The organism is Sphingomonas xinjiangensis, assembly GCF_014199255.1.
In the GTDB taxonomy this organism is placed as follows: domain Bacteria; phylum Pseudomonadota; class Alphaproteobacteria; order Sphingomonadales; family Sphingomonadaceae; genus Sphingomonas; species Sphingomonas xinjiangensis.
Window position 1 is genome coordinate 46,348 of sequence record NZ_JACIJF010000004.1, and the last position, 22,737, is coordinate 69,084.

General features: G+C 66.6%; 22 protein-coding genes and 1 tRNA gene. 10 read left to right on the forward strand and 13 right to left on the reverse strand.

Features of this window, described 5'->3' with window-relative positions; translation table 11 throughout:
• Window positions 1–87: 87 nt before the first annotated feature.
• The 4 genes from FHT02_RS08195 to FHT02_RS08210 form a co-directional block, all read right to left on the reverse strand.
• Window positions 88–1,035 (reverse strand): acetyl-CoA carboxylase carboxyltransferase subunit alpha, encoded by a 948-nt coding sequence (locus FHT02_RS08195; RefSeq protein ID WP_184086419.1) that lies wholly within the window; start codon window positions 1,033–1,035, stop codon window positions 88–90.
• A 102-nt stretch (window positions 1,036–1,137) separates the two neighbouring features.
• The gene (locus FHT02_RS08200; RefSeq protein ID WP_184086421.1) at window positions 1,138–2,055 is read right to left on the reverse strand and encodes a tyrosine-type recombinase/integrase; all 918 of its coding nucleotides are present in this window, start codon (window positions 2,053–2,055) and stop codon (window positions 1,138–1,140) included.
• Entirely contained in the window at window positions 2,052–3,860 is a 1,809-nt protein-coding gene (locus FHT02_RS08205) for a hypothetical protein (RefSeq protein ID WP_246352270.1), read from the reverse strand. The genes FHT02_RS08200 and FHT02_RS08205 overlap by 4 nt, the downstream gene beginning before the upstream one ends.
• Window positions 3,841–3,978, reverse strand: a complete 138-nt coding sequence (locus FHT02_RS08210; RefSeq protein ID WP_184086422.1) for a hypothetical protein — start codon at window positions 3,976–3,978, stop codon at window positions 3,841–3,843. The genes FHT02_RS08205 and FHT02_RS08210 overlap by 20 nt, the downstream gene beginning before the upstream one ends.
• Window positions 3,979–4,054: 76 nt before the next feature.
• Between FHT02_RS08210 and FHT02_RS08215 the strand changes: the two genes are divergently transcribed.
• The gene (locus FHT02_RS08215; protein ID WP_184086424.1) at window positions 4,055–4,594 is read left to right on the forward strand and encodes a shikimate kinase; all 540 of its coding nucleotides are present in this window, start codon (window positions 4,055–4,057) and stop codon (window positions 4,592–4,594) included.
• Complete coding sequence (aroB, locus tag FHT02_RS08220) at window positions 4,591–5,691, forward strand: 3-dehydroquinate synthase (protein ID WP_184086426.1); 1,101 nt, start codon at window positions 4,591–4,593, stop codon at window positions 5,689–5,691. Before FHT02_RS08215 ends, aroB begins: the two co-directional genes overlap by 4 nt.
• 29 nt (window positions 5,692–5,720) lie before the next feature.
• On the opposite strand, the gene FHT02_RS08225 is transcribed toward aroB, so the two are convergent.
• Window positions 5,721–5,891, reverse strand: a complete 171-nt coding sequence (locus FHT02_RS08225) for a hypothetical protein (RefSeq protein WP_184086428.1) — start codon at window positions 5,889–5,891, stop codon at window positions 5,721–5,723.
• A 122-nt stretch (window positions 5,892–6,013) separates the two neighbouring features.
• Here FHT02_RS08225 and FHT02_RS08230 point away from each other — a divergent pair, with 122 nt between their 5' ends.
• Window positions 6,014–6,388, forward strand: coding sequence for a hypothetical protein (locus FHT02_RS08230; protein ID WP_184086429.1), 375 nt, complete (start codon window positions 6,014–6,016; stop codon window positions 6,386–6,388).
• Between the two features lie 78 nt (window positions 6,389–6,466).
• Window positions 6,467–8,347, forward strand: coding sequence for a M1 family metallopeptidase (locus FHT02_RS08235; protein ID WP_184086431.1), 1,881 nt, complete (start codon window positions 6,467–6,469; stop codon window positions 8,345–8,347).
• A gap of 117 nt (window positions 8,348–8,464) precedes the next feature.
• Here the strand turns inward: FHT02_RS08235 and FHT02_RS08240 are convergent, their stop codons facing one another.
• On the reverse strand, window positions 8,465–9,718 hold the full coding sequence (locus FHT02_RS08240; RefSeq protein WP_246352296.1) for a sulfotransferase: 1,254 nt from the start codon (window positions 9,716–9,718) through the stop codon (window positions 8,465–8,467).
• A 403-nt stretch (window positions 9,719–10,121) separates the two neighbouring features.
• Between FHT02_RS08240 and FHT02_RS08245 the strand changes: the two genes are divergently transcribed.
• Together FHT02_RS08245 and FHT02_RS08250 are read left to right on the forward strand one after the other, a co-directional pair.
• Window positions 10,122–11,771, forward strand: coding sequence for a hypothetical protein (locus tag FHT02_RS08245; RefSeq protein WP_184086435.1), 1,650 nt, complete (start codon window positions 10,122–10,124; stop codon window positions 11,769–11,771).
• Window positions 11,772–11,857: 86 nt separating this feature from the next.
• Window positions 11,858–14,530, forward strand: a complete 2,673-nt coding sequence (locus tag FHT02_RS08250) for a TonB-dependent receptor domain-containing protein (RefSeq protein WP_184086437.1) — start codon at window positions 11,858–11,860, stop codon at window positions 14,528–14,530.
• Between the two features lie 59 nt (window positions 14,531–14,589).
• Here the strand turns inward: FHT02_RS08250 and FHT02_RS08255 are convergent, their stop codons facing one another.
• Entirely contained in the window at window positions 14,590–15,264 is a 675-nt protein-coding gene (locus FHT02_RS08255; RefSeq protein ID WP_184087038.1) for a prolyl hydroxylase family protein, read from the reverse strand.
• Between the two features lie 110 nt (window positions 15,265–15,374).
• Between FHT02_RS08255 and FHT02_RS08260 the strand changes: the two genes are divergently transcribed.
• From FHT02_RS08260 to FHT02_RS08275, 4 genes are all read left to right on the forward strand, one after another.
• The gene (locus FHT02_RS08260; RefSeq protein ID WP_184086439.1) at window positions 15,375–16,076 is read left to right on the forward strand and encodes an ATPase, T2SS/T4P/T4SS family; all 702 of its coding nucleotides are present in this window, start codon (window positions 15,375–15,377) and stop codon (window positions 16,074–16,076) included.
• A 57-nt stretch (window positions 16,077–16,133) separates the two neighbouring features.
• Window positions 16,134–16,210 (forward strand) — tRNA-His (locus FHT02_RS08265).
• A gap of 27 nt (window positions 16,211–16,237) precedes the next feature.
• The gene (locus tag FHT02_RS08270; RefSeq protein WP_184087040.1) at window positions 16,238–17,290 is read left to right on the forward strand and encodes a Glu/Leu/Phe/Val dehydrogenase dimerization domain-containing protein; all 1,053 of its coding nucleotides are present in this window, start codon (window positions 16,238–16,240) and stop codon (window positions 17,288–17,290) included.
• Window positions 17,291–17,378: 88 nt separating this feature from the next.
• Window positions 17,379–17,780, forward strand: coding sequence for a hypothetical protein (locus FHT02_RS08275; protein WP_184086441.1), 402 nt, complete (start codon window positions 17,379–17,381; stop codon window positions 17,778–17,780).
• A gap of 172 nt (window positions 17,781–17,952) precedes the next feature.
• Here FHT02_RS08275 and FHT02_RS08280 read toward each other — a convergent pair whose 3' ends face one another.
• From FHT02_RS08280 to FHT02_RS08305, 6 genes are all read right to left on the reverse strand, one after another.
• The gene (locus tag FHT02_RS08280; protein WP_184086443.1) at window positions 17,953–18,288 is read right to left on the reverse strand and encodes a DUF423 domain-containing protein; all 336 of its coding nucleotides are present in this window, start codon (window positions 18,286–18,288) and stop codon (window positions 17,953–17,955) included.
• Window positions 18,285–20,066 (reverse strand): cation:proton antiporter domain-containing protein, encoded by a 1,782-nt coding sequence (locus tag FHT02_RS08285; protein ID WP_184086445.1) that lies wholly within the window; start codon window positions 20,064–20,066, stop codon window positions 18,285–18,287. The genes FHT02_RS08280 and FHT02_RS08285 overlap by 4 nt, the downstream gene beginning before the upstream one ends.
• A gap of 1 nt (window position 20,067) precedes the next feature.
• Window positions 20,068–20,493 carry an iron-sulfur cluster assembly scaffold protein gene (locus tag FHT02_RS08290; protein WP_184086447.1) on the reverse strand — a complete coding sequence of 142 codons (426 nt, stop codon included), beginning with the start codon at window positions 20,491–20,493 and terminating at the stop codon, window positions 20,068–20,070.
• Window positions 20,494–20,547: 54 nt separating this feature from the next.
• Window positions 20,548–21,111, reverse strand: a complete 564-nt coding sequence (locus FHT02_RS08295) for a CvpA family protein (RefSeq protein ID WP_184086448.1) — start codon at window positions 21,109–21,111, stop codon at window positions 20,548–20,550.
• 486 nt (window positions 21,112–21,597) lie between these two features.
• Entirely contained in the window at window positions 21,598–21,798 is a 201-nt protein-coding gene (gene rpsU, locus FHT02_RS08300) for a 30S ribosomal protein S21 (RefSeq protein WP_184086449.1), read from the reverse strand.
• A 188-nt stretch (window positions 21,799–21,986) separates the two neighbouring features.
• Window positions 21,987–22,481 (reverse strand): GAF domain-containing protein, encoded by a 495-nt coding sequence (locus tag FHT02_RS08305; protein WP_184086450.1) that lies wholly within the window; start codon window positions 22,479–22,481, stop codon window positions 21,987–21,989.
• Window positions 22,482–22,737 lie beyond the last annotated feature (256 nt).

The following is a 22,737-nucleotide window of genomic DNA, read 5'->3' on the forward strand; positions in this document are numbered from 1 at the left end:
ATCCTTGCCTGCTGAAATAGAAGAGGCGGCGGACATTCCTGTCCACCGCCTTTTTCTTTGCTCAGTCAATCGTCAGTCAGCGTCTCTTCAAACCCGCCCCATTGCCAGGAACTTGGCACGTCGCGCCTGACGCAAGCCCTCGGGCGACACACCGTCTAGATCTTCCAGCGCCGCTTCGATCGCGTCGCCGAGCGCCATTACCGCCTCGCCTGGAGCGCGATGAGCGCCCCCAAGCGGCTCCGATACGATGTGGTCGATCACGCCCAAACCTTTCAGGTGCTGGGCAGTGATCTTCATCGCTTCCGCCGCATCGGCGGCCTTGTCAGCGGTTCGCCACAGGATCGACGCGCAACCTTCAGGCGAAATCACCGAATATACCGCGTGCTCCATCATCAGCACCTGGTTACCCGCCGCCAACGCCACCGCGCCGCCCGAGCCACCCTCGCCAAGGATCGCCGAGATCAACGGTACGCCCAGGTTCAGGCACTGCTCGGTCGACCGCGCGATCGCCTCAGCCTGGCCGCGCTCCTCGGCCTGCACGCCGGGGAACGCGCCCGACGTGTCCACCAGCGTCACCACCGGTAGCCGGAACTTGTCGGCCAGCCGCATCAGCCGGATCGCCTTGCGATAACCCTCTGGCTTCCCCATGCCGAAATTGTGCTTCAGCCGGGTGGCGGTGTCGTCGCCCTTTTCATGGCCAATGACCATCACGCGCCGCCCGCGAAAACGCCCCAGCCCCCCGATGATCGCATTGTCATCGGCAAAGGCGCGGTCGCCACCCAATGGCATGAAGTCGTCGATCAGCCCGGCGACATAATGCCTGAAATGCGGACGTTCCGGATGCCGCGCGACCTGCGTCTTCTGCCAGGGCGTCAGCGCGGCATAGGTATCTTGCAGCAGCCGATCGGACTTGGCCTGCAGCGGCGCGATCTCCGCGGCGATGTCGACATCGCCACCCTCGGCGGTCCGGCGCAGCTCGTCGATGCGGCTCTGCAGCTCTGCGATCGGTTTCTCGAAATCGAGGAAGGTTGCCATCAGGCGCGCAATTCCAAATTGTTGTGAAGGACCCTTAGCCGCTCGCCTCCGGATTGTCGAAGGGCGGCCGGCCGTTCTTGAGCGGAACAGCGTGGCCAGTCACTATGCCCGCTCTGGCTTTGCGTCAACGAGCGCTTCGCCCAGCGGATGCCGCGCATTCACCAGTTCGACCAGCTTGCGGCTGTCGACATGGGTGTAGATTTCGGTGGTCGCGATGTCGGCGTGGCCCAGCATCGCTTGAAGCGCGCGCAGGTCCGCGCCGCCTTCCAGCAGGTGCGTGGCAAAGGCATGCCGCAGCACGTGCGGGCTGACGCGGTCGGGCGGAATGCCCGCCACACCTGCCAGGGCACGCACGAGCTGAAACAGCCGCACGCGCGACAAATGTCCCTTGCCCGAAGGAAACAGCCACGCACTTGCGCTTGGCACATGCGCCCGCCACGTCGCCACGGCGGCACGAGCCCGATCGGAAATGGGCACCAACCGCTCGCGCCCCCCCTTGCCCTTCAGGATCAGATAGGGTCGGTCGGACGCCACCGCGTTGCGCGGCAAGGAGACGAGCTCGGACGCGCGCAGCCCCGATCCGTAAAGCAGCTCCACCAGCGCCGCGAGCCGAAGGTCCAGCGGGTCGGCAGGCACCCGCGCCATCCGCTCGGCGACTGCGTTGAACATACGGTCGATATCGGCGGTGCTCAGCACCTTGGGCAGCGGCCGCGTCGAACCCGGCCGCGGCAGCACGCGCCCGGGATCATCGGTGCGGAATCCTTCATCGGCCAGAAACGCAAAGAACCGCCGTAGCGCCGCCGACTTGCGGGCCACGGTGGACGACGCCAACGCCTGCCACTCCTCCGCCAACCGCTCGAGCTCGGCCGGACCCGCTACGCTCAGTCCGCCGCCCAGTACCTCCGACGCCAGCCGCAGGTCCGTGCCATATGCCGCTACCGTGTTGCCCGCGGCGCCGGCTTCGGCACGCAGCATCTCCAGGAACCGGTCGATCAGCGCGCGGTCATCCGAACCGCTCAAGCCCGGGTAACCGCCTCGACGGCGATCATCCGCGCATAATTGACCATACCCGCGGCCCGTAATGATGCGACAATATGGAACAGCGCCTCGGGCGTTACCCAGTCCCAGTTGGGCGATTGCATGCCGACCGCAGCCAGCAGCACCACCATGCCGGTATCGCCGCGCTGCCCCGCCTCGTCGATGGCACGCGTCCAGGCGTTGCTACCGCCGATCGCCACGTCCAACTCGGCGGCGGCGCTCTGCGCGTCGCCCGGGCGCATTCGCCCCAGCCCGGCCAGCCCGGCCAGCAGCATCTGCCCCTTGCGCCGCGAAGCCGTGTTGGCGAACCCTTCGACATCGCCCGCCGACACCGCGCCTACGCCGACAGGATCGGCCAGCGTCAGCAAGGCCCAGCCCTCGCCGCCCGGCGTCACTACCGACCGCCACTCCATCGCCGCGCCGTCAAGCCCGGCCGAAAGCATGGAGGCGACCAGCCGGTCAGCCTCGCCCAGCTTCGCGTCCGCCGGCACCCAGGCCGCGGCCCGGGCAGTCAGGATCAGGCGGGCGTAACGGGTGCGCGGCGTTTCCGCTTCGTCCCACAGCGCCCGCAGCGCCTTTACCCGTGCATTCGCGCTAGTGGCGGTATAGGCCACGCGCAGGTTGCGCGCGACGCCCGCGATCTCCTCCGCCCCGTCGCCGCCTTGCTCGATCTCGCTATACAGGTCGACCAGCCCGGCATTGGAGAACACGCCCGCCGTCGCCGCCAGTTCGGCCGCGGGCGCCCGCTGCGCCGCATCGATATTGGGAGCCAGTGCCTGCCAATATCGCACATTCGGCCCCGCACTGCGATACAGCCAGGCGGGCACTTCGACACGCGTTGCTGTCGCCAGACCCCAGCGCCATGCCGTCAGCTGCGGCACCCCGGCCCATTCGATCGTCACGGCCCGTCGCCCCTGCGCCCCGGTGCCGAGCACCTTTTCGGCGAGCAGCGAATCGATGTCGCCCTGGCTGGTGCCCCAGCGCGCCTGGCGCAGCAATTGCCCGGCCTCGGTCGGCTTGCCGGCAAGTCCCGCGCACATCGCCCGCGCCAACGCCCAGCCGCGCTGCGGAATCGCCGCCGCGCCCTTGTCGACCACCGGGCACAACGCCGCAGGATCACCATTGGCCATCGCCGCCTGCATCGCGATTTCGTACAGCGACGCGGTATAGTTGTCGGTATCGACGTCCTCGACCACGCTGCGTGCCGCCACCGCCTCACCCATGCGCAGCAGCACCCATGCCCGCTCCGCCGCGAAATCGGCGCCATTGACGCCGGCAGGCGTGTCAATCGGCGACATCAGCGCGCGCCGCAGCAGGATCGAGGCCCAACGAGAGGCGACCGGCGCGTCGAGCCGCCGCATCAGCGTTTGCAGATATTTGCCGCTGGCTTCGCCGAACGCATTCGCGGGGAACGCCTCGTTCCCTGCCGCGGTCGCACCGATGCGCGCCAGCGAATGCCTGGCGAAATCGGGCAATTCGTATCTGGACCAGTCGATGTCCGCCGCTTCGACCTCGGCAGCCGCGACATTGGCGATCGGCGATTCGCCGGAAGCCGCAGGCTCGGCCGGCAGGGGCTGAACGATTTCGGGCGCACGCGGAGCGCTTGGCGCCGCCGGCGCGGAACTCGGAGAGGGTGCTGGTGCGGGGGTTGGCACCGGCTCGTCGAATCCGGGCGGCAGCAGCGATTCCGGCCGGTCCTGCTGCCCCTGCGCCGGCACTGCCACGCCCGCGAGCAGCACCGCCGCCAGCGTCGCGGCGCGCGTCCGCTTACTTGGTGAGGTTTTCAAGCGGGACCACCTTCTCCATGCGGACCGGCTCCTTCTCGGCGGTACGCCCGGCCAGGAAGAACATGCCCCCGACCAGCACGACCAGGATGACGAGGAGGATGACGATCGAACGCGGCATGAAAACAGTCCGTGCTAGGAAGAATGTGCCGGGCCTTTTGCCCGAGACCCGCCCTCGCTGTATAGCCCCCGCCAGGATGTTACAAACGCAGGCACGAAACCTACCTTGGAAGGGCAAGCCGATCGTGCTGATCGGCCTGATGGGCGCGGGCAAGACGACGGTCGGCCGCCGGCTGGCGCAGCGCATGCGCCTGCCCTTTGTCGACGCCGATGTGGAGATCGAGACCGCGGCCGGCATGACCATCACCGATATCTTCGAGCGCTTCGGTGAACCGCATTTCCGCGACGGCGAACGCCGAGTTATCGCCCGGCTGATCGACGGCACGCCCAAGGTGATCGCCACTGGCGGCGGCGCGTTCCTCAATGAACAGACCCGCCGGCTCATCCTGGAACACGCGACCGCCATCTGGCTCGACGCCGATCCCGAGATACTGGCCGACCGAGTGAAGCGCCGCGACACCCGTCCGCTGCTGCGCGGCAAGGATCCCAAGGTCGTCCTCACCGAACTGGCGCGCGTGCGGAATCCTTTCTACGCGCTCGCGCCGATCCACATCCCCAGCATTGCCGCGCCGCACGAAGCCACCGTCGACGCTATTCTAAAGGCCATCGAATCTTGACCACGATCCCCGTGTCGCTCGGCGACCGCAGCTACGACGTTCGCATCGAAACCGGCTTGCTCGCCCGCGCCGGCGAGGTCCTAAGCCCGCTTGCCAAGGGTCGGCGCATGCCCATCGTCACCGATGCGAATGTCGGCGCGCACCTTCTCACGCTGCAATCGAGCCTGGAGGCTGCCGGCATCGCCAGCGAGGCGATCGTCCTTCCTCCGGGCGAAGCCACCAAGAGCTGGGCGCAGCTCGAGACGCTCACCGACCGCCTCCTCGAACTCGGTGTTGAGCGCAGCGACCATGTCATCGCCCTTGGCGGCGGCGTGATCGGCGACCTGGTCGGCTTCGCTACCGCGATCCTCAAGCGCGGCTGCCGCTTCGTCCAGATCCCCACCACCCTACTCGCCCAGGTTGATTCGTCGGTCGGCGGTAAGACCGCGATCAACAGCCGGGCCGGCAAGAACCTGATCGGAGCCTTCCACCAGCCCGCGCTGGTGCTGATCGACCCACACGTGCTCGACACGCTGCCCTTGCGCGAACTGCGCGCCGGCTATGCCGAGGTCGTGAAATACGGCTTGATCGACGACTTCGCCTTTTTCGAATGGTGCGAGCGGAGCGCCGCAGCGCTGCTCGCCGGCGATCCCCAGGCCCGCGCCTATGCCATAGCCCATTCGGTGACCGCCAAGGCGCGCATCGTCGCGGCCGACGAACGCGAACTGAGCGGCACCCGTGCGCTGCTCAACCTAGGTCATACCTTCGGCCACGCGCTCGAAGCTGAAACCGAGTTCTCGGCCAAGCTCCTCCACGGCGAAGGCGTTGCCGCAGGCACTGCATTGGCCTTCGCCTTCTCTGCTCGCCAGGGTCTCTGCTCGCCCGAGGACGCGCAGCGCGTCGCGGCCCATTTGCGCACGGTCGGCCTTCCCGACGGTCTCAAGGCGGCGGGCATCACCGCCAGCGGGGCGCAGTTGGTCGAACACATGCTCCACGATAAGAAGATGGCGGCCGGCACGCTGCCCTTCCTGCTCGCCTGCGGCATCGGTGAGGTGTTCCTCGACAAGACCGTCGACCTCAAGGACGTCGAAGCGTTCCTCGACGAACAGCCGCGCTAAAGATCCTCTCCTGCAAGGGAGGATCTAAGTCAAAGCGGCTCGGGCAACAGTCGCTCCACCGCGTCCAGCCGTGCACAAGTCAGTTCCGCGTGCACGCGCCGCAGCTGCGCCCGCATCGCCTCGATTTCCGCGGCAAGCTCGGCCAGGTCGAGCGACAATGCCGTCATCGCTGCAGCCCGTTGGGCGTCGGATTCGTTCATCGTGCCTGCCTCCTAGCCGCATCAACGCGCGTTGGGCAAAGTGGATGCCGCGCACCCGCCCTGTCCATCCACATCCGTGGTAAACGCGTGAACCGCCGCGCCACCGGAGCGTTGAACCTGCCATGTCCGAACCCCGCACCATCGGCTGGCTGCTCGACGATCTCGACCGTGCGACGCTGCTGATCCGCTTCCCGCCGATCTGGCCCGACATTGTCGCTCACCATGTGACGCTCGAGTCAAAGGTGACCGATCCGCTTCCCACGGCCGAGGCTGGGGAGGTCGTCGGCGAAGTCGATGACGGCGAAGGTCTCCAGGCGCTGGTGGTCGCCATCAACGGCACCACCGACCGCCCAGACGGCAGCACCTACCACATCACCTGGTCGCTAGACCGCGCCCGCGGCCGCCGCGCCGTTCAAAGCAATGACGTCCTGCGCAAATGCGGCTGGACCCGCATCGCCGATCCTATCCCCATCAAGCTGATTAAAAGCGAGCTCTAAATCCTTCCCAAAACGGGGAGGGTTCTCCTTTCCTCCACTCAGTTGCCGTTCACCCACGATCCGCTTAGGCAATCTGCCATGCGCATCCTCTTCCCCGTTTTCGCCGCCCTGCTGGCCACCACCGCCCCCGCCGCGTTCGCTCAGCAGGCTAGGCCGGCGCCGATCCTCACCACGCCCGAGGCTAAGGACGTCTGGACCCACGCCCAGCCTGAAGTCGCCCGCGTCACGCATGTCGCGCTCGACCTCACCGCCGACTTCACGAAGAAGACCATGCGAGGCACCGCTACGCTCGACATTCTCGCTGCAAAAAGCGCCAAGCAGATCGTCCTTGACGTCGACGATCTCGCTATCGCCGCGGTTACCAGCGCCGCCGGCAAGCCGCTTCCCTATACGGTCGGCCAGGACGATCCCGAACTCGGCCAAGCGCTCACCATCCAGCTGAACGGCGCCAGCCGCGTCGTCGTCCGCTATGAAACGAAGCCCGGCGCGAGCGCACTGCAATGGCTTCCGCCCCAGCTCACCGCCGGCAAGGACAAGCCGTACCTGTTCAGCCAAGGCCAGCCGATCAACAACCGCAGCTGGATCCCGACCCAGGACAGCCCGGGCGTCCGTCAGACCTGGGACGCGAAGATCACCGTTCCCACCGCCTTGGTCGCAGTCATGAGCGGCGAGCGACTGGACGGCGCCAAGGGCCAGCCTGCCGGCAAGGGGATGCACAGCTTCCGCTTCCGCATGGACAAGCCCGTGCCGCCCTATTTGATCGCAATGGCCGTGGGCGATCTCGCCTTCAAGGCCACCGGCCCCCGCTCGGGCGTGTGGACCGAACCGAGCCAGCTCGACGCCGCCGCGTACGAAGTCGGCGACGTCGAAAAGATGATCGACGCGGCCGAGGCGCTGTACGGTCCCTATCGCTGGGGCCGCTACGACATGCTCGTCCTGCCGCCCTCCTTCCCCTTCGGGGGCATGGAGAACCCCACCCTCACCTTCCTCACCCCCACGATCATCACCGGCGATCGCTCCAACACGGACGTCGTCGCCCACGAACTCGCGCACAGCTGGTCGGGCAACCTCGTCACCAACGCCACTTGGTCGGACAGCTGGCTCAACGAAGGCTTCACCACCTATTTCGAGAATCGCATCATGGAGGCGGTGTATGGCCAGGAGCGCGCGGCGATGTATGCCGATCTCGATTGGGACGGTCTCCAGAGCGACATCAAGGATGCCGGCGGAGCCCAAGCCCCTACTACCCGCCTGCACGGTGATCCCGGCGCGACCTTCGGCCAGCTCGATTATTTCAAGGGCTCGACCTTCCTGCGCACCGTCGAGCAGGCGGTCGGCCGTGCGCGCTTCGACGGGTATCTGCGCTCCTATTTCGATCGCCACGCCTTCCAGCCACAAACCACGGCCGGCTTCCTTGCCGATCTGCGCGCCAACCTCATCAAGGGCGACCAGGCGCTCGAGGCCCAGCTACAGCTCGACCGCTGGGCCTATCAGCCCGGGCTCCCCGAGAACGCCGTCCACGTCCAATCCGCCACGCTCGCCCAAGTCGACGCCAGGCTCGCCGCGGTGAAGGTCGGCGGTCCGATCTCCGCGGTCCAGCCCCAGGGCTGGAGCACGCAACAGTGGATGCGCTTCCTCAACGGCCTGCCACGGCAACAGACACCCGCGCGGCTCAAGGAACTTGACGAGAGCTTGGGGCTATCCAAGTTTAACAACGCCTATGTCCGCTCGGCCTGGGCCGAACTGGCCATCGCCAACCGCTACGATCCTGCGCTGCCTTCCATCCGCGCCTTCGTGAACAGCGTCGGCCGCGGCTTGCTCATCCGCCCGATCTACGAAGGGCTGATGAAGCAGGGAGATTGGGGCCAGCCGATCGCCCGCCGCTTCTTCGCCGAAGCGCGCGGCACGTACCACCCGGCCACCGCCGCCGGCGTAGAGAAGATCGTCGCAGGCAACTGACGCGGCCCGGCGCCCGGACGCCGACTCCCAGTCCTGGTCACCCCGGCCTTGTGCCGGGGTCCTTGCCCGCCATCCGAGGCGCAGGGCGCCCGACCACCTCAGCCAGCACAAGCGCCGCTACGCCATGCCCGTCCGTGCATGCGCCGGTTCGGGTGAACGCCCCTGCGGCGTGCCGGCGTCGCTTGCCACCAGCCGCAGACGCTCCGTCCCGCCGGCGCGCATCGCGGCGTCAACCTGCGCCTCGTCCAAGCCGAAATCCGCCAGCGCATAGCGATGCCGCGCCAGCTTGCGGTGCCCCCGCCGCGCGGCATAGCGCGCCATCCGCCGTTCCACGTCGGGCGTCAGAACCATGCCGAGCGCGTGGTACACGCGGTGCATCTCGCCCCGCCAATCCGCATTCATCGCGTCGAACGCGACATCCACCTGCGCCACGTCGGCGTGCGCCCGGGCCGCCGCCAGTCTTCGCTGGCGCAGCGCGATCTTGCGCAGCCACTCGCGCCCGATCCAGTGCCGGTCCACGCTGTCGGACTGCACGCGCATCTGGCTGTGCACCAGCGATGCGGACGAGGCGACCAGCGCCGCCGCCGGCCGGTCCAGGCACACCAGCCGCGCATCGGGGAAAATCTCCAGCACCGCGGCCAGGTCCTGCGTCAGTTGCGGCACCTTCAGGATCCAGGGCCGTTCCCCGCGCTCGCCACGCAACCACGCGATCGTCTGGAGCAATTGCTTGAACTCAGCATAGACCGGCCGCGTGTCCATCGCCTCTCCCGCGGCGGCAAAGCTCGGCACCCGCCACTGCGCCTCGAACGCCGACCCGAAGATCGACACATTGTGCAGCCCGATCTCCTCGTCCGGCTGGCGCGTCCCGGTGGGGTGGATGACGCTGAATTCCGGGTTCAGCCAGTGCGCGCATCGCAGGCCCATCCACCCCCGCAGGAGCCGATCGTCCAGCCGCCCCACCCGCATGCCCGGCAAGGGGTTCCAGCTTTCAAAGAACCGCGTGTGCGCCAGGCGCGGATCGCAAGCGAGCATCCGCTGCATCCGCGTGCTTCCCGACCGCATCTGCCCCAGAACGATCACCGGCGCGGGGACAGGCAGGTCGAGGATCTCGGGGTGGCGCTGCCACAAGGCATGCGCGCGTGCCCGGTTGGCCAGCGCCGACACCAGTTGCCCATAAGCGACGACTTGTCCGACCGGTGTCAGCGCCGCCTCCGCGTGCAACGCATCCACCAGCGATCCCAACCGGTCCCGCCAGCCGGATTCCTCGCCCATCGCCGCCAGCCCCGTCTTTCTGCGCGCCGCCGCGACCAGCCCCTCGGGCGCCAGTTCAGGCCGTGAAAGCCACCCTTTGGACCAGGCGTCTTCTAGCATCCCGTTCAAGCGCGGCGCGGTTGCAATGGGCTGTGTGGGTAAAACGATCTCCGGCATTGCACCCCTAACCCGCCAGATCCGCGATCGTGCCGCAATGCGCCATATCTCTGTGATCGACCTACTTCAGATCATTGCGTAGCGTTGCGAATTGGCAAGCGCAGGCCCGCCACTACGTTGCACCTGCGCCTGTTGAGCCCTTCGCCTGCGATCCTGCCACAGGCCATCGCTCCGTGGGTTTGTCACATATACGCAACGATAGTGTCTTCGAAGTTTCTCCAAAACCCAACCTGACCGTCATGGAAGCGGCCTAGCGCCGGCGTGCGGCCGACAGGGGGATAAGCCGAGTCGATCCCGCAACAGTTTCGAACCCGCGCAACCCGGCGTCCGCCGGAACGGAGAAAATATGGCCAGCTTCAAACGCCTCAGCCTCATCCTACTCACTAGCTGTGCTTCGCTCGGCCTCGCGGCATGCGACGGCGCCAGCAGCGTCGCATCGCCTGGCGAAGGCGGCTTCCCGGCCCCCGCTCCTGCTCCGGCTCCCGCGCCGGCTCCGACCCCGACGCCGACCCCGACCGCCGGCACCCCCGCAGCGGCTTGCCCGACCAACACCGGCCAGGCACTCACCGACACGGGCGTCATCGGCAACTACCGCGTTTGCCGCATCCCCACGCTCGTCAGCAACCTGACTCTGCCGGGCGCCGCGCAGGCACCGGGCGTCGCATATGAGATCAACGGCCGTGTCGACGTGGGCACCGACCGCGGCACACAGGGCCTGGCCGGCTCGGCTGGCTCGCTGACCATCGGCGCCGGCGCGCTGCTGTTCGCCAACACCACCAACACCGAAAACGACTTCCTGATCGTCAATCGCGGTTCGACGATCAACGCACAGGGCACCGCCACCGCACCCATCATTTTCACCGCGCAGGCGAACCTCACTGGCACGCTCCCGGCTGACGACGCGGGTCAGGGTCTGTGGGGCGGCGTGATCCTCGCCGGCCGTGCGCCGGTCGCCAACTGCACCACCGGCGTCAACGACGCGGCTGGCACCAGCACGACCTGCGAGAACGTGGTCGAGGGTACCGGTAACGCGCTGTACGGCGGCAACGCAGCGGGCGACAGCTCGGGCGTGTTCCAGTATGTCCAGATCCGCTACTCGGGCACCATCATCAGCCCGAACAACGAGCTTCAGGGCCTGACCCTCGCCGGCACCGGTTCGGGCACTACGATCAGCAACGTCCAGATCCACAACAGCTCGGACGACGGCATCGAGCTGTTCGGCGGCACTGCCAACCTGCGCAACGTCGTGATCACCGGCGCGGATGACGACAGCCTCGACTTCGATACTGGCTGGCGCGGCATGGTGCAGTTCCTGATCACGGCGCAGAAGCCGAACAATACGACTCCTGACAACTTCTCGATGGAGATCGACTCGAGCTTCAATCCGACCACGGGCGCAAACCCTGAAGACGCCCTGCCGCGCACCTTCGGCCGGATTTCCAACGCAACCTTTATCCACACCAATCCCAGCACCAGCAACCCGCTGGCGGCGATCCGCCTGCGCGGCGGTGCCGATCTGACGCTTGTCAATTCGATCCTGGTCACCCCCGGCGCCTGCCTGCTCACCGAAGCTGGCAACGCTGACCGCAGCACGGTCCGCGCCGCCGACGCAGCGCTGCAGGACCAGGGTCCGCCCCGCTTCAACTCGATATACTTCGCTTGCGGCACGCAGCTGGCGGCGCAGAACGGCGTGAATCAGGTCACCGTCACCACCGCCGAGCAGGCCGCGTTCTTCACGACGGCGCCGAGCACCGGCAACACGACCAACGGCACAGCAGTCGGCGCCGTGCAGAACGGATTCTACCCCACGGCGACCACGCTGGCGGTGGCACCATTCGCGGCAACGGGCCTGAACCCCGCCAATTCAGCGTTCTTCACCAACACCACCTATATCGGCGCGGTCAGCGGCCCGAACGATACTTGGTTCCAGGGTTGGACCTGCAACTCGAACCGGGCGACGTTCGGCACCACCAGCCGAGCCTGCTCCGCCCTCTAAGGCTGAGAATGGGGGCAACGGGGGCGGCGGCTTGGCTGCCGTCCCCGGCCTTTCTTGAAGCCACACCATAAACAGCGGATATCCCGATGAAGAACCAGCTCGCCTTTGCAAGTCTATTGGCCGTCACCTCTTGCCTGGTCGCACCGGCCGCGCTGGCGCAGACGACGGGTGGCGGCTCGCCGCAGGCGTCCAGCCCGCCGCCGGCTGCGCAGACTCCGCCCGAGCAGGCCCCTGATCAGGATGTCGAGATTTCGGCGCCCGGTGCCGGCGGAGACGATGTCGGCGAGATTGTCGTGGTCGGCCGCAACATTCCAAACGTGGTGCGCAGCACCCCGCAGGTCGTCTCGGTCCTGTCGGCCGAAGACATCGCCCGCACGGGCGAAGGCGACATTGCCGGCGCACTCCAGCGCGTCACTGGCCTCAGCGTTGTCGGCAACGGCTTCGTCTATGTCCGTGGCCTGGGCGACCGCTATTCGCTGTCGCTGCTGAACGGCCTGCCGCTGCCGAGCCCTGAGCCGCTGCGCCGCGTCGTGCCGCTCGACATCTTCCCGACCAGCGTGATCGGCTCCGGTCTAGTTCAGAAGACATTCTCCGCCAACTATCCTGGCGAGTTCGGCGGCGGTGTGATCAACCTGACCACCACGGCCGTTCCCAAGGAGTCGTTCTTCTCGATCGGCGCGTCGGCAGGCTTCGACACCGAGACGACCAGCGAGCTCGGCTATACCTATGACGGCGGCTCCCACGACTGGCTCGGCTTTGACTCGGGCGAGCGCAAGGTACCCAACTTCATTCTCGATGCCGGCAACAACCGCACCAACATTCCGACGGGCCAAGTCACGCAACTGACCAATGCCGAGACCACGGTGCTGTTCGAGAATTATCACATCCCGCCCAACTTCTCGGGTGAGATGAGCCTGGGCGGCGCCACCGACGTGGGTGGCGCGCGGCTGGGCATCATCGCCAGCGGCGGTATCAGCAACAGCTGGCGCACGCGCGACACAGTCAGCGGCGTGCGCAGCATCCCCAGCACCGAGTTCCGCCGCGTGGTCACAGACCATCGCGCGCTGGTCAACGGCCTGCTCGGCTTCGGCGCCGAGTTCGGCGAGCACCGTATCCGCTTCACCAATCTGTACATCCACGACACGCTCAAGCAGGGCCGTCTGGGTGCGGGCACCGGCGAAAACTATGAGTCGCCGATCAACGGCAATGCGCCGATCATGGTGCAGAACACCAACTGGTTCGAACGCCAGCTGTTCACCAGCCAGGGCGTGGGCGAGTTCGATTTCGGCGATCTCGACGTCGATGTCCGCGGTGCGTACGCCAACACCAAGCGCAAGTCGCCCTATGAGCGCGAGTTCCGCTATCTCTACGATACGTCGATCAACGATTACCGCAACACGCTAAACGGCGGCACGTATGCGACAATCGCGTTCAGTGAGCTAAACGAGGATTTGTGGTCGGGCGGCATCGACCTGGCCTATGACCTGAACCTTGGACGTCCGTTCAAGATCGAGGCCGGCTATGCCTATCAGGATACCGACCGCACCTCGTATCGCTACACCTTCGACTACATCCTGCCGGGCGGCGCCGCGTTGGCGGACCCGTATTCACAGCTGCGTCCCGACTATCTGCTATCCGACGCGAACATTCAGCTCAACGGCATCATCCTGCGTCCCTCGACCACGACCCAGGGCGCGCGTGCCTATGACGCCGAGCTGACGGTGCACGCCGGTTACGGGCAAGTCGAAGGCGAAATCGCAGACGGCATGCGCGTCACCGCGGGTGTCCGCTACGAAACCGCCGATCAGACCGTGCTGCCGACCGACGGCCAAGCCCTGACGACGCTCAGCAACGACTATTGGCTCCCGGCCGCGACGCTCACCTGGAACTTCGCGCCCGACATGCAGTGGCGCCTCAACGCGTCGAAGACGATCGCGCGTCCGCAGTTCCGCGAGCTCGCGCCGCAGCTGTATCTCGACTATGACTCGGACCGTGTATTCTACGGCAACCCGTTCCTCCAGGACAGCAAACTGACCAACCTGGAGGCCCGCTATGAGTGGTTCTTCGGACGCGATCAGCGCTTCACCGCAGCCGCCTTCTACAAGAAGATCGACAATCCGATCGAGACGGTGAGCTTCCAGGTCGCCGGCAGCAACAACACGCAGATCAACTTCGCCAATGCGCCCGAAGCCGAGCTGTACGGTGCCGAAGTCGAGGTGCAGAAATATGTGCCGCTGTCGTTCATCGACAGTGACCTGTTCGCCACGCGCCGCATGGTGCTCATCGCCAACTACACCTACACTCAGTCGGAAGTGTTCGCTGGCAACCAGCTGATCCGCGATCCGATCAACCCGGGCACGGTGCAGCGTCCCGCGAACGAGCTATTCGTGTCCGGCCAGCCTTTGGTCGGCCAGTCGGACCACCTCGTGAACCTGCAGGTCGGCTTCGAGGATACCGAGCGGCTCTCGCAGCTCACTTTCCTGTTCAATTATGCCAGCGACCGCATCGTCGCACGCGGCCTCCTCTCAAGCGGCGGCCTGCCGCCGATCGTCGAAAGACCCGGTGTTCGCTTCGATTTCGTGCTGCGCCAGGGCTTCCAGGTGCTGGGCGGCGATTGGGAACTCAAGTTCGAGGGCCGCAACCTGACCAAGACTCGGTTTGTCGAGTTCCAGGATTATGGCGGCACCACCGGCATCGCCGACACCAACACCTATGATCTGGGCCGCACATTCTCGCTGGGTCTCAGCACCCGCTTCTAAACCAGCGGTACACAATGAAAGCGGCTCCGGCGGAACACTCGCCGGAGCCGCTTTTCCTTTCACCACCCCCAAGGCCGCTCGCGGAACCACTGGGTGATGACGTACTTCGTCCCTGCCCGGACCTTCATCGCGTGGTGCAGCGTCGACGGATTGGGGGTGCCGTTCGGGCGTAGATTGTTCCAGGCAAGCAGCTTGCCGGCCTCGGGCTGGACGATTTTGTCGACTGCCTTGAACCGCGTCGCCCCGCCCGCTTCGACATCGTTCAGGTACAGCATCACCGTCCAGGTGCGCTGGCCCGACACCGTGCAAAAGCGCGCGAAGTCCTGTCCGCCGGGATCGAAATAATCGGTGTGCGCCTTGAACTCCTGCCCCACGGCATAGCGCTGGCCCTGCATCGGCTCGCCGTGCGCCGGGTCCAGCCCGGTCAGGGCGACGATGCGCTGCTTCAAATCGTCCGCCACCGGGTCCTCCGGCTCCAGATCGCATGTCTCGCTGGTGCGGAACGCGGTGTCGCCATTGGCATCGGCGATGGTCGATGGCCGCCGCTTGCTATCGATCTGCGCCATCAGCAGCTGGCACGTTTCGGGCGTGATGAAGTTCTTGACGATGAACATCGCCACCTTGGCACTCGGCACGCGCTGCACGCCGGAGTGTGCCAGGATGCGCGCGATGACCGGCTCGGAGGGGTGACCCGAACCGAGGTTCGGCGTGGCGGGCGATGCGCTGGTCTGCATCGCGCAACTTTGCCAAATCGCGAAGCGCGGCGCCAGCATTCGCCACGCGGTGCGCCTGCGTCACAAAACTGCAAGCGCTTGGTCACAATCGCGCGGCACCAACGTCACCCATGGCCAGCGTCACCGATCCTGCCACGATCAAGCCCGCGGCGGTGCAGGCCGCGCCGTGCGATCTGCCCGGCATGACCACGCTGCTGCGGCGCTCGCTGGACCGCACCTGCGCCAAACGCTTCGGGCTGATGGTGGTGACCGGCCCCGGGACCGAACGCACGCTCAGCGCGCTGGCCGAACGCGGCGCCGACACCTGGGGCCGCGTGGATAGCCGCGCTTCGCTCGATCAGGCGTTGGACGCTGCCGAACAGGCACTGATCGCCGCCCAGGCCGATGGAGAGGACGCAATCTCCACGCTGCTCACCTTGCGCCGGCTGGCAAGCGACCGTTTTGCCCTCGCCGCGATGCTGCGCCTGGTGCTGGCGCAGCGTACCGCGCCTCGGCTCTGCGCGGCGTGCCGCCACCCCGAACAAGCCTATGGCTCGTCCTCGGCGCTGCTCGGGCTGGATCCCGGCGCGATCCTCTGGTCGGCACCTGGATGCGAGACATGCGCCGGCACCGGCCAGCGCGACGAACTCGCCATTTTCGAAGGGGTGGAGGTCGACCCTGCGATGCGCCGGCTGCTCTATGACGGTGCCGACGCGCCGCTGCTGGCCCGCCACGCCTTCCTGACGCTGCCCAACCTTGCCGCTGCGGCGCGCGGGCTGGCGCGCGACGGCCTGATCGCACCCGAGCACGCGGTGCGGATTTCGCGCGGGTGAAATGCGGCAACTATCTTGCGTTCCCGCAAACGCACCGCTAAGCGGCCAACCTCCACGGCGACCGTAGTTCAATTGGTTAGAGCGCCGGCTTGTGATGCCGGAAGTTGCGGGTTCAAGTCCCGTCGGTCGCCCCACTCCCATCCATAGTCAGGATTATGCTTGTGCTGACCGATTGGGGCTTTCCCGACTTCGACGACCATGAGGGCGTGCACCTCTTCAGCGACCGCGAATCGGGCCTTAGCGCCATCATCGCGGTGCATTCCTCCAAGCTGGGCCCGGCTGCCGGCGGCGTGCGCTTCTGGCATTATGCCAGCTCGGACGCGGCGATCACCGACGCACTGCGCCTGTCGCGCGGCATGAGCTACAAGAACGCCATGGCCAACTTGCCGATGGGCGGTGGCAAGGGCGTCGTGCTGGCGGACAAGCCGGGCGCCGAGATCACCACTGCGCAGCTTGAGGCATTTGGCCGCGCCGTGGAGTCGCTTCAGGGCCGCTATGTCACTGCCGAGGATGTCGGCATGTCCGAAGCCCGCATGAAGGTCGTCGCGACGCAAACCAAGCATGTATCCGGCCTGCCGGTGGCGGCGGGCAGCGCGGGCGGCGATCCGGGTCCGGTCACCGCGCGCGGCGTCTATCTGGGCGTAAAGGCTGCGGCCAAGCGCGGTCTGGGCGCCGAGTCGATGGCGGGCGTGCGTGTCGCGATCCAGGGCGTCGGCTCGGTTGGCGGCGGCCTTGCCCGCCTGCTGGCGAAGGACGGCGCCAAGCTGGTGCTGGCCGATGTTCACGCCGATCGCGCCAAGGCGCTGGCGGCCGAACTGGGTGCGCAGGCCATTGCGGCCGACGATATCCTCGCGCTCGACACCGATGTGCTCAGCCCCTGCGCGCTGGGTGCGATCCTGACTGAACAGTCGATCGAAGCACTCAAGTGCAAGGTGGTCGCCGGCGGCGCGAACAACCAGCTGGCAACGCGCCAGGACGGGCATCGCCTGCACGGCCGCGGCATCCTCTACGCGCCGGATTACGTCATCAACGCCGGCGGCATCATCAATGTCGGCCTGGAATATCTCGGCCAGGGCGACCGGGCCGAGGTCGACGCCCGGGTGGAGAAGATCCCGGTGCGGCTTTCCGAGGTGTGGGACGAAAGCGAACGCACCGGCGACCCGGAAAGCGAAGTGGCCGACCGCATTGCGCAAAGGCTCATCGGCCGCGCCTGATCCCGGCATGTTCCGAAACCACATCCCTGACCCGCGGAGCTTCTGCGGGTCAGCGTGCGTTCAGGGTGCGTGTGGCAAAGGAAGCGTCATGCTGAACATTCTCAAGACCCTTGTGATCGGCGCTGCGGTGATCGCGGCACCCGCCATGGCCGTCGGCCGCGACAGCCCCGACGTTCAGATGCAGAAGCTGCTGGCGAACCGCACGGCCGGAAAGCCCGTCAGCTGCATCAGCCTGACGCGCGCGCGCTCCAGTGAGATCATCCCGGGACGCGCGATCGTGTACCGGGTCGGCGGCACGCTGTACGTCAACCAGCCGCGCTCGGGCGCCGAATCGCTCGACGACGATTCCATCCTCGTCACCAGGACGATCGGAACGCAGCTCTGCCGGGGTGAGGCCGTCAATCTGGTCGACCGCGGCTCGCGCTTCCAACGCGGCTTCGTGCTCCTTGATGATTTCGTGCCGTATACCAAGGCGAAGTCCGCCCGCTGAGGCGAACCATATCGGCCAAGTCTCGGGGTGACCCTCCACTGACCTGAAGGGCGGAGGTCGCCTCTCGACAAGATCACGGTCGGCGCCAACCTGCTTGCCGCCTGTTCCTCGATCATGTTCGACAAACCCGCCGAACAAATCCACTTCAGCCGCCGTTGAGGCGGCGCCGCGCCTAACCCGCCCGGACGGCCGTAAAGGCCAGCCACAGCCACCCCAGGATCAGGCAGCTGCCGCCGACCGGCGTCACCGCACCCAGCCAGCGCGGTTGCCCCAGCGCCATGGCATACAGCGTCCCGGCAAAGATCAGCCCGCCAGCCAGGAACAGCCAGGCCGGGGCCCGAGCCCCCATCTGCAACGCGATCAGCGCCGCCACCACATGCACCATCTGGTACTGCGCACCGGTCTTTAGCCATTCCACGGCCTGCCCCTGCGCGCCATGGGCGCCGAACGCACCCGCGGCCACCGCCAACGCGCCTGAGAGCGCCGCAACCAGGACGGTAATGTTCATTTGTGCTCCAAGTCCGTCTGCATGGCCGCCGCCTGGCCGGCCTGGCTGAACATCGAATCGCGCGCGGCATACAAGTCGCCGGTTTCGCGCTGTACCTTCAACCGCTCATAATCGCGGCGGCGATATTCGCCTTCGGTCTTTTCGATCTCGGCGCCGTCGACGCCGACCGCCTGCATCGCGCGCCGCGCCATCACGATCGCGCTTTCCAGCACCTCGCGTACCGCGCCCGCGATCGGCGCGCCCTTCATCTTCATCACCGATCGCCGGTCATAGGCGCGCACAAAGATCGTCGCTTCGGGGAAGGCATGGTGCAGTCCTTCCAGCTTTTCGGTATCCAGCCCGTCGCCGTCCTGGCAGAACAGCAGCAGCTCGGCATCGGCGGCGCCCGCCTGCCGCAACAGGTCGATGCGGGTTCCGTCGCCATAATAGACCTTCATGCCGAAATTTCCGGCGGTCTGGATCATCTCCACATCGGTATCGATGATGGTCACTGATATCCCCTGGCCGATCAGCATCTGGGCGACGGTCTGGCCGAACCGGCCATAGCCCACCACGACGGCGTTGCTGCCGTCCTGCCGCGGCGCGTCCAGCCCTTCCGAACTCGGCGCCGGCTCGGCGCGCAGCCGCTTGGTCGCCATCATCACGAACGGCGTCGTCGCCATCGACAGCGTGACGATCGCGCCAAACACGCTTGCCGCCTCCGGATCGACCAGCAGCGCGCGCTGCGCCTGGGCGAACAGCACGAAGCCGAACTCGCCGCCCTGGCTCAGCAGCACGCCCAGCGCGAAGGCCTGGCGTGTCTTCATGCCGAACACCATGCCCAGCACCATGATCAGCGCCGCCTTTGCCGCGATCAGCGCCAACGCCATGCCCATCACAAAGAATGGCCGCTCGGCAATGGCGTGGAGGTCCAGCGCCATCCCCACCGCGAGGAAGAACAGCCCCAGCAGGATCGCGCGGAACGGCTCGACGTCCGCTTCGAGTTCATGCCGATACGGCGAATCCGCCAGCATCACCCCGGCGATGAACGCACCCAGCGCGGCCGAAAGCCCCAGCGATTCCATCAGCGCCGCGCTGGCGATCACGGCAAACAGCCCGGCGAACACGAACATCTCGCGCTCACCCAGATTGCCGATCAGCCGGAACAGCGGCCGCAGCAGGAAGCGGCCCGCCAGCACCAGCCCAACGATCGCCGCCACCGTGTACAGCCCCAGCTGCCATCCCGGCGGCCCGCCCTGGTCGGCAGGGTTGCGCGACATCGCCGCGACGATCGTGATCAGCGGCACGATCGACAGGTCCTGGAACAACAGGATCGCAAAGGCGCGCTCGCCGAATTCGGTCCGCATGCGCCCGGCCGATTGCAGCAGCGGCAGCACCTGCGCGGTCGACGACAACGCCAGCGGCAGCCCTAGCGCCAGCGCCGCCCCGGGCGAAAAGCGCGTGGCGATCCAAACGATTCCCGCGAGCACCAGTCCGCACACGGTGACCTGCAACAGCCCCAGCCCAAAGATGTCGCGCCGCATCCGCCACAGCCGCGACGGGCTCAGTTCCAGCCCAACCAGGAACAGCAGCAGCGCGATGCCCAGTTCGGCGATGCCCATCTTGGCTTCGGCATCGCCGACCAGTCCCAGCACCTGCGGCCCCACCACGGCGCCCGCGACCAGGAAGCCGAGCGTGGCACCCAACCCCAGCCGGCGGAACAACAGCACAAACACCAGCGCGAAGCCGAGCAACGGCGCGCCGTCGTGCAGCAAAGACATGCCCCCATGTTCTTCCATGTCAGCGGCCCGCCTGTTCAGCGGCTTCCGCCGCGGCTTCGAACGCCAGGCGGATCGAGGCATGCCGCCCCCGATGCGGCAGCGCGGGTGCGAAGATCTCCATCCCCGGCCAGTCCGGCGGCGCATCCCGCTCGCCCGCCAGCCAAGCGGTTAGCTGGTCGCGCGCCTGCGCCAATTCGGCCGCACTCCGCCCCACGACGTGCGCGCCCATCAACGACGACGACGCCTGTCCCAGCGCGCACGCCCGAACCAGCATGCCCACCTCCGACACTTTCCCGGCCGCGTCGACCACAAGGTCGACCGTCACCCGGCTGCCGCACACCGGCGAACGTTTCTCCACGCTTGCGTCGGGCGCGCTCAGCCGTTCGCCGAACGGAATGGAAGCGGCAAGCCGCAGAATCTCGGTATTGTAGAGCGGCGCATTCATGCCCGCCGACTTAGGCAAGATGACGCGCAAGTGCGAGTGCTTTGCACCCCTGCCCTATTCGTGCGTCTGGCTCGCATTGCCCGCCCCGCCAGGCCCGTCTTCACCGAACACCGGCTCGCCCCGCCGGCGCCGGTCGACGATAACGGCGATGCCCGCGCTGGTGCGGTCGAGCAGCGGGTAGGTTGCCGAGCCGGTGATCCAGGCGGGCCGGCTCGACTTGCCGCCACCCACGGTGTCGAACACCAGCACCACCAGCAGGAACGCGACGCTCACCAGCACCAGCCCTTTCAGCGCGCCGAATCCAAAGCCAAGCGCCCGGTCGATAGCGCCCAGAAAGCTGTCGCGCGTCCGCGATCCGATCGCGCGCGCGATCAGCCGCCCGCCGAAATAGGTCGCGCCCCCCAGCAGCGCAAAGGCCAGCACCGCGCCGCCCTGTACCGTGCCCACCGTATCCGCCAGCACCTGCGAGAACGGCCCGTGGAACAGCTTGAGCGCCAGCACCACCAGCAGCCAGGCGAGCAGCGCCAGCACTTCGGTCACGAACCCGCGGATAAAGCCCAGCACCCCTGCCCCGCCGATGGCGAGCAGCACGATGATATCCAGTCCAGTCAGCGCCATGAAACCCTCCGCCGCGCGCCCTAGCGCAGGTCGCGCCCCGCGCGATAGCGCAGCTTATCCCCCGCGCGATAGCGGAGATCCTTTTGCGGCCCTGGCACGTTCTATGCTCGCAACAGCAAGGAGCGCCCCATGCCGAACGACAAGATCAGCAACGGCCCTAACGAACCCCCCGCGACGAGAACATCGCAGGCACCGCTCCCGGCATCCCCGACGAAGCTCTGGCTCCGGGCGGAGAACTGCCCACGCCACCCAGTGACGAGGAGGTCGCACGGATCGCAAGAAAGCTCGGCGCTCCGATCCCGTACGCGGAGCGATGATCGCCAATTCCGACCGGGAGAATCGCCGACGCCGGCGTCGCAAATCACGACACCGGCAACGGCAATAGCGCGCCATCACCACCGCGCCCCTGCCCGGGGACAGAAGCGGATGGCGAAGCGCGCCCAGATTCAGGGGATCAGCCTTGGCTCATCCCGCCGATTCAGGTGATCAACGGTCCCGTTCGGCCCGCTTACGGTCAGCCTTGCGAGCGCGGCTGATCGCCGCGGCATGCTCACGCGCACGCTTTTCCGACGGCTTCTCATAGTGCTTGCGGAGCTTCATCTCGCGATACACGCCTTCGCGCTGCAGCTTCTTCTTGAGTGCACGAAGCGCTTGATCAACATTGTTGTCGCGAACAATAACTTGCATTCGAACTCGGCCTTCGATTGTCGGGGGTGCTATTCGTATCGGTGCTCCCTATGCGCGTATGCGCGCAATGCCAAGGGCAGATCTTCGAAAATCGTCGTTTGCCCGTCGTTCATGGATGATCGGCGGCGATTGAAGGGGAGGCTCGACGGAGTCCGCGGTGGCGAACCGTGCAGCACCAGCCCCCCACCCTATAGCCGCCGCTGCTCGATCAACTGTACGGTCGTGTCGGCCAGTTCCATCAATCCTTCGCGCTGATCGGCGTTCAGTCCGCCCGGGCGCGGCTTGGTGTCGATCACGCATAGGCTGCCGAGTGCGATCCGCTCCCGCGTGATCAGCGGGAAACCGGCGTAGAAGCGGATGCGCGGCTCACCCACCACCAGCGACATGCGCGCGGTGCGCGGGTCCGCCGCCAGATCGTCGATCTGGAACAGATAGCCCTGCCGAATCGCGATTGCGCACACCGATGTTTCCAGCGCGGTTTCGCCATCATCGATGCCCGCCCGCGCCTTGAACCATTGCCGCTCCGAATCGATCAGGCTCACCAGCGCGATCGGGGTGTCGCAAAGCATGCGCGCCTGCTCGACGATCGCGTCGAATGGGCGCTCGGGCGGTGTATCGAGTATTCCATAGCTGTGAAGCGCCGCCAATCGAGCGGCTTGAACGTCGAATTGCTCCATCGTCATCTTACGCCTCGCACGATACGCTCTGCCGACACGATAGCAGGCGATACACTCGACCCATAAGTGGTTCATTTCATTTACTTGTGGTTACCGGATCGCCGGTTCCGCGAGCGATGGTCCTTCCATCCGTCATGACGCGTAACGACGGCGCCCCTTCGCGCCTGCGAAGGGTCAAGGCACGTGTTCACCGCTTTTCTGCCGGAGGCCGCATGCCCCTTTGATCCCCGCCCGGATCTGATCGGTCATGCAGATGTTCGAG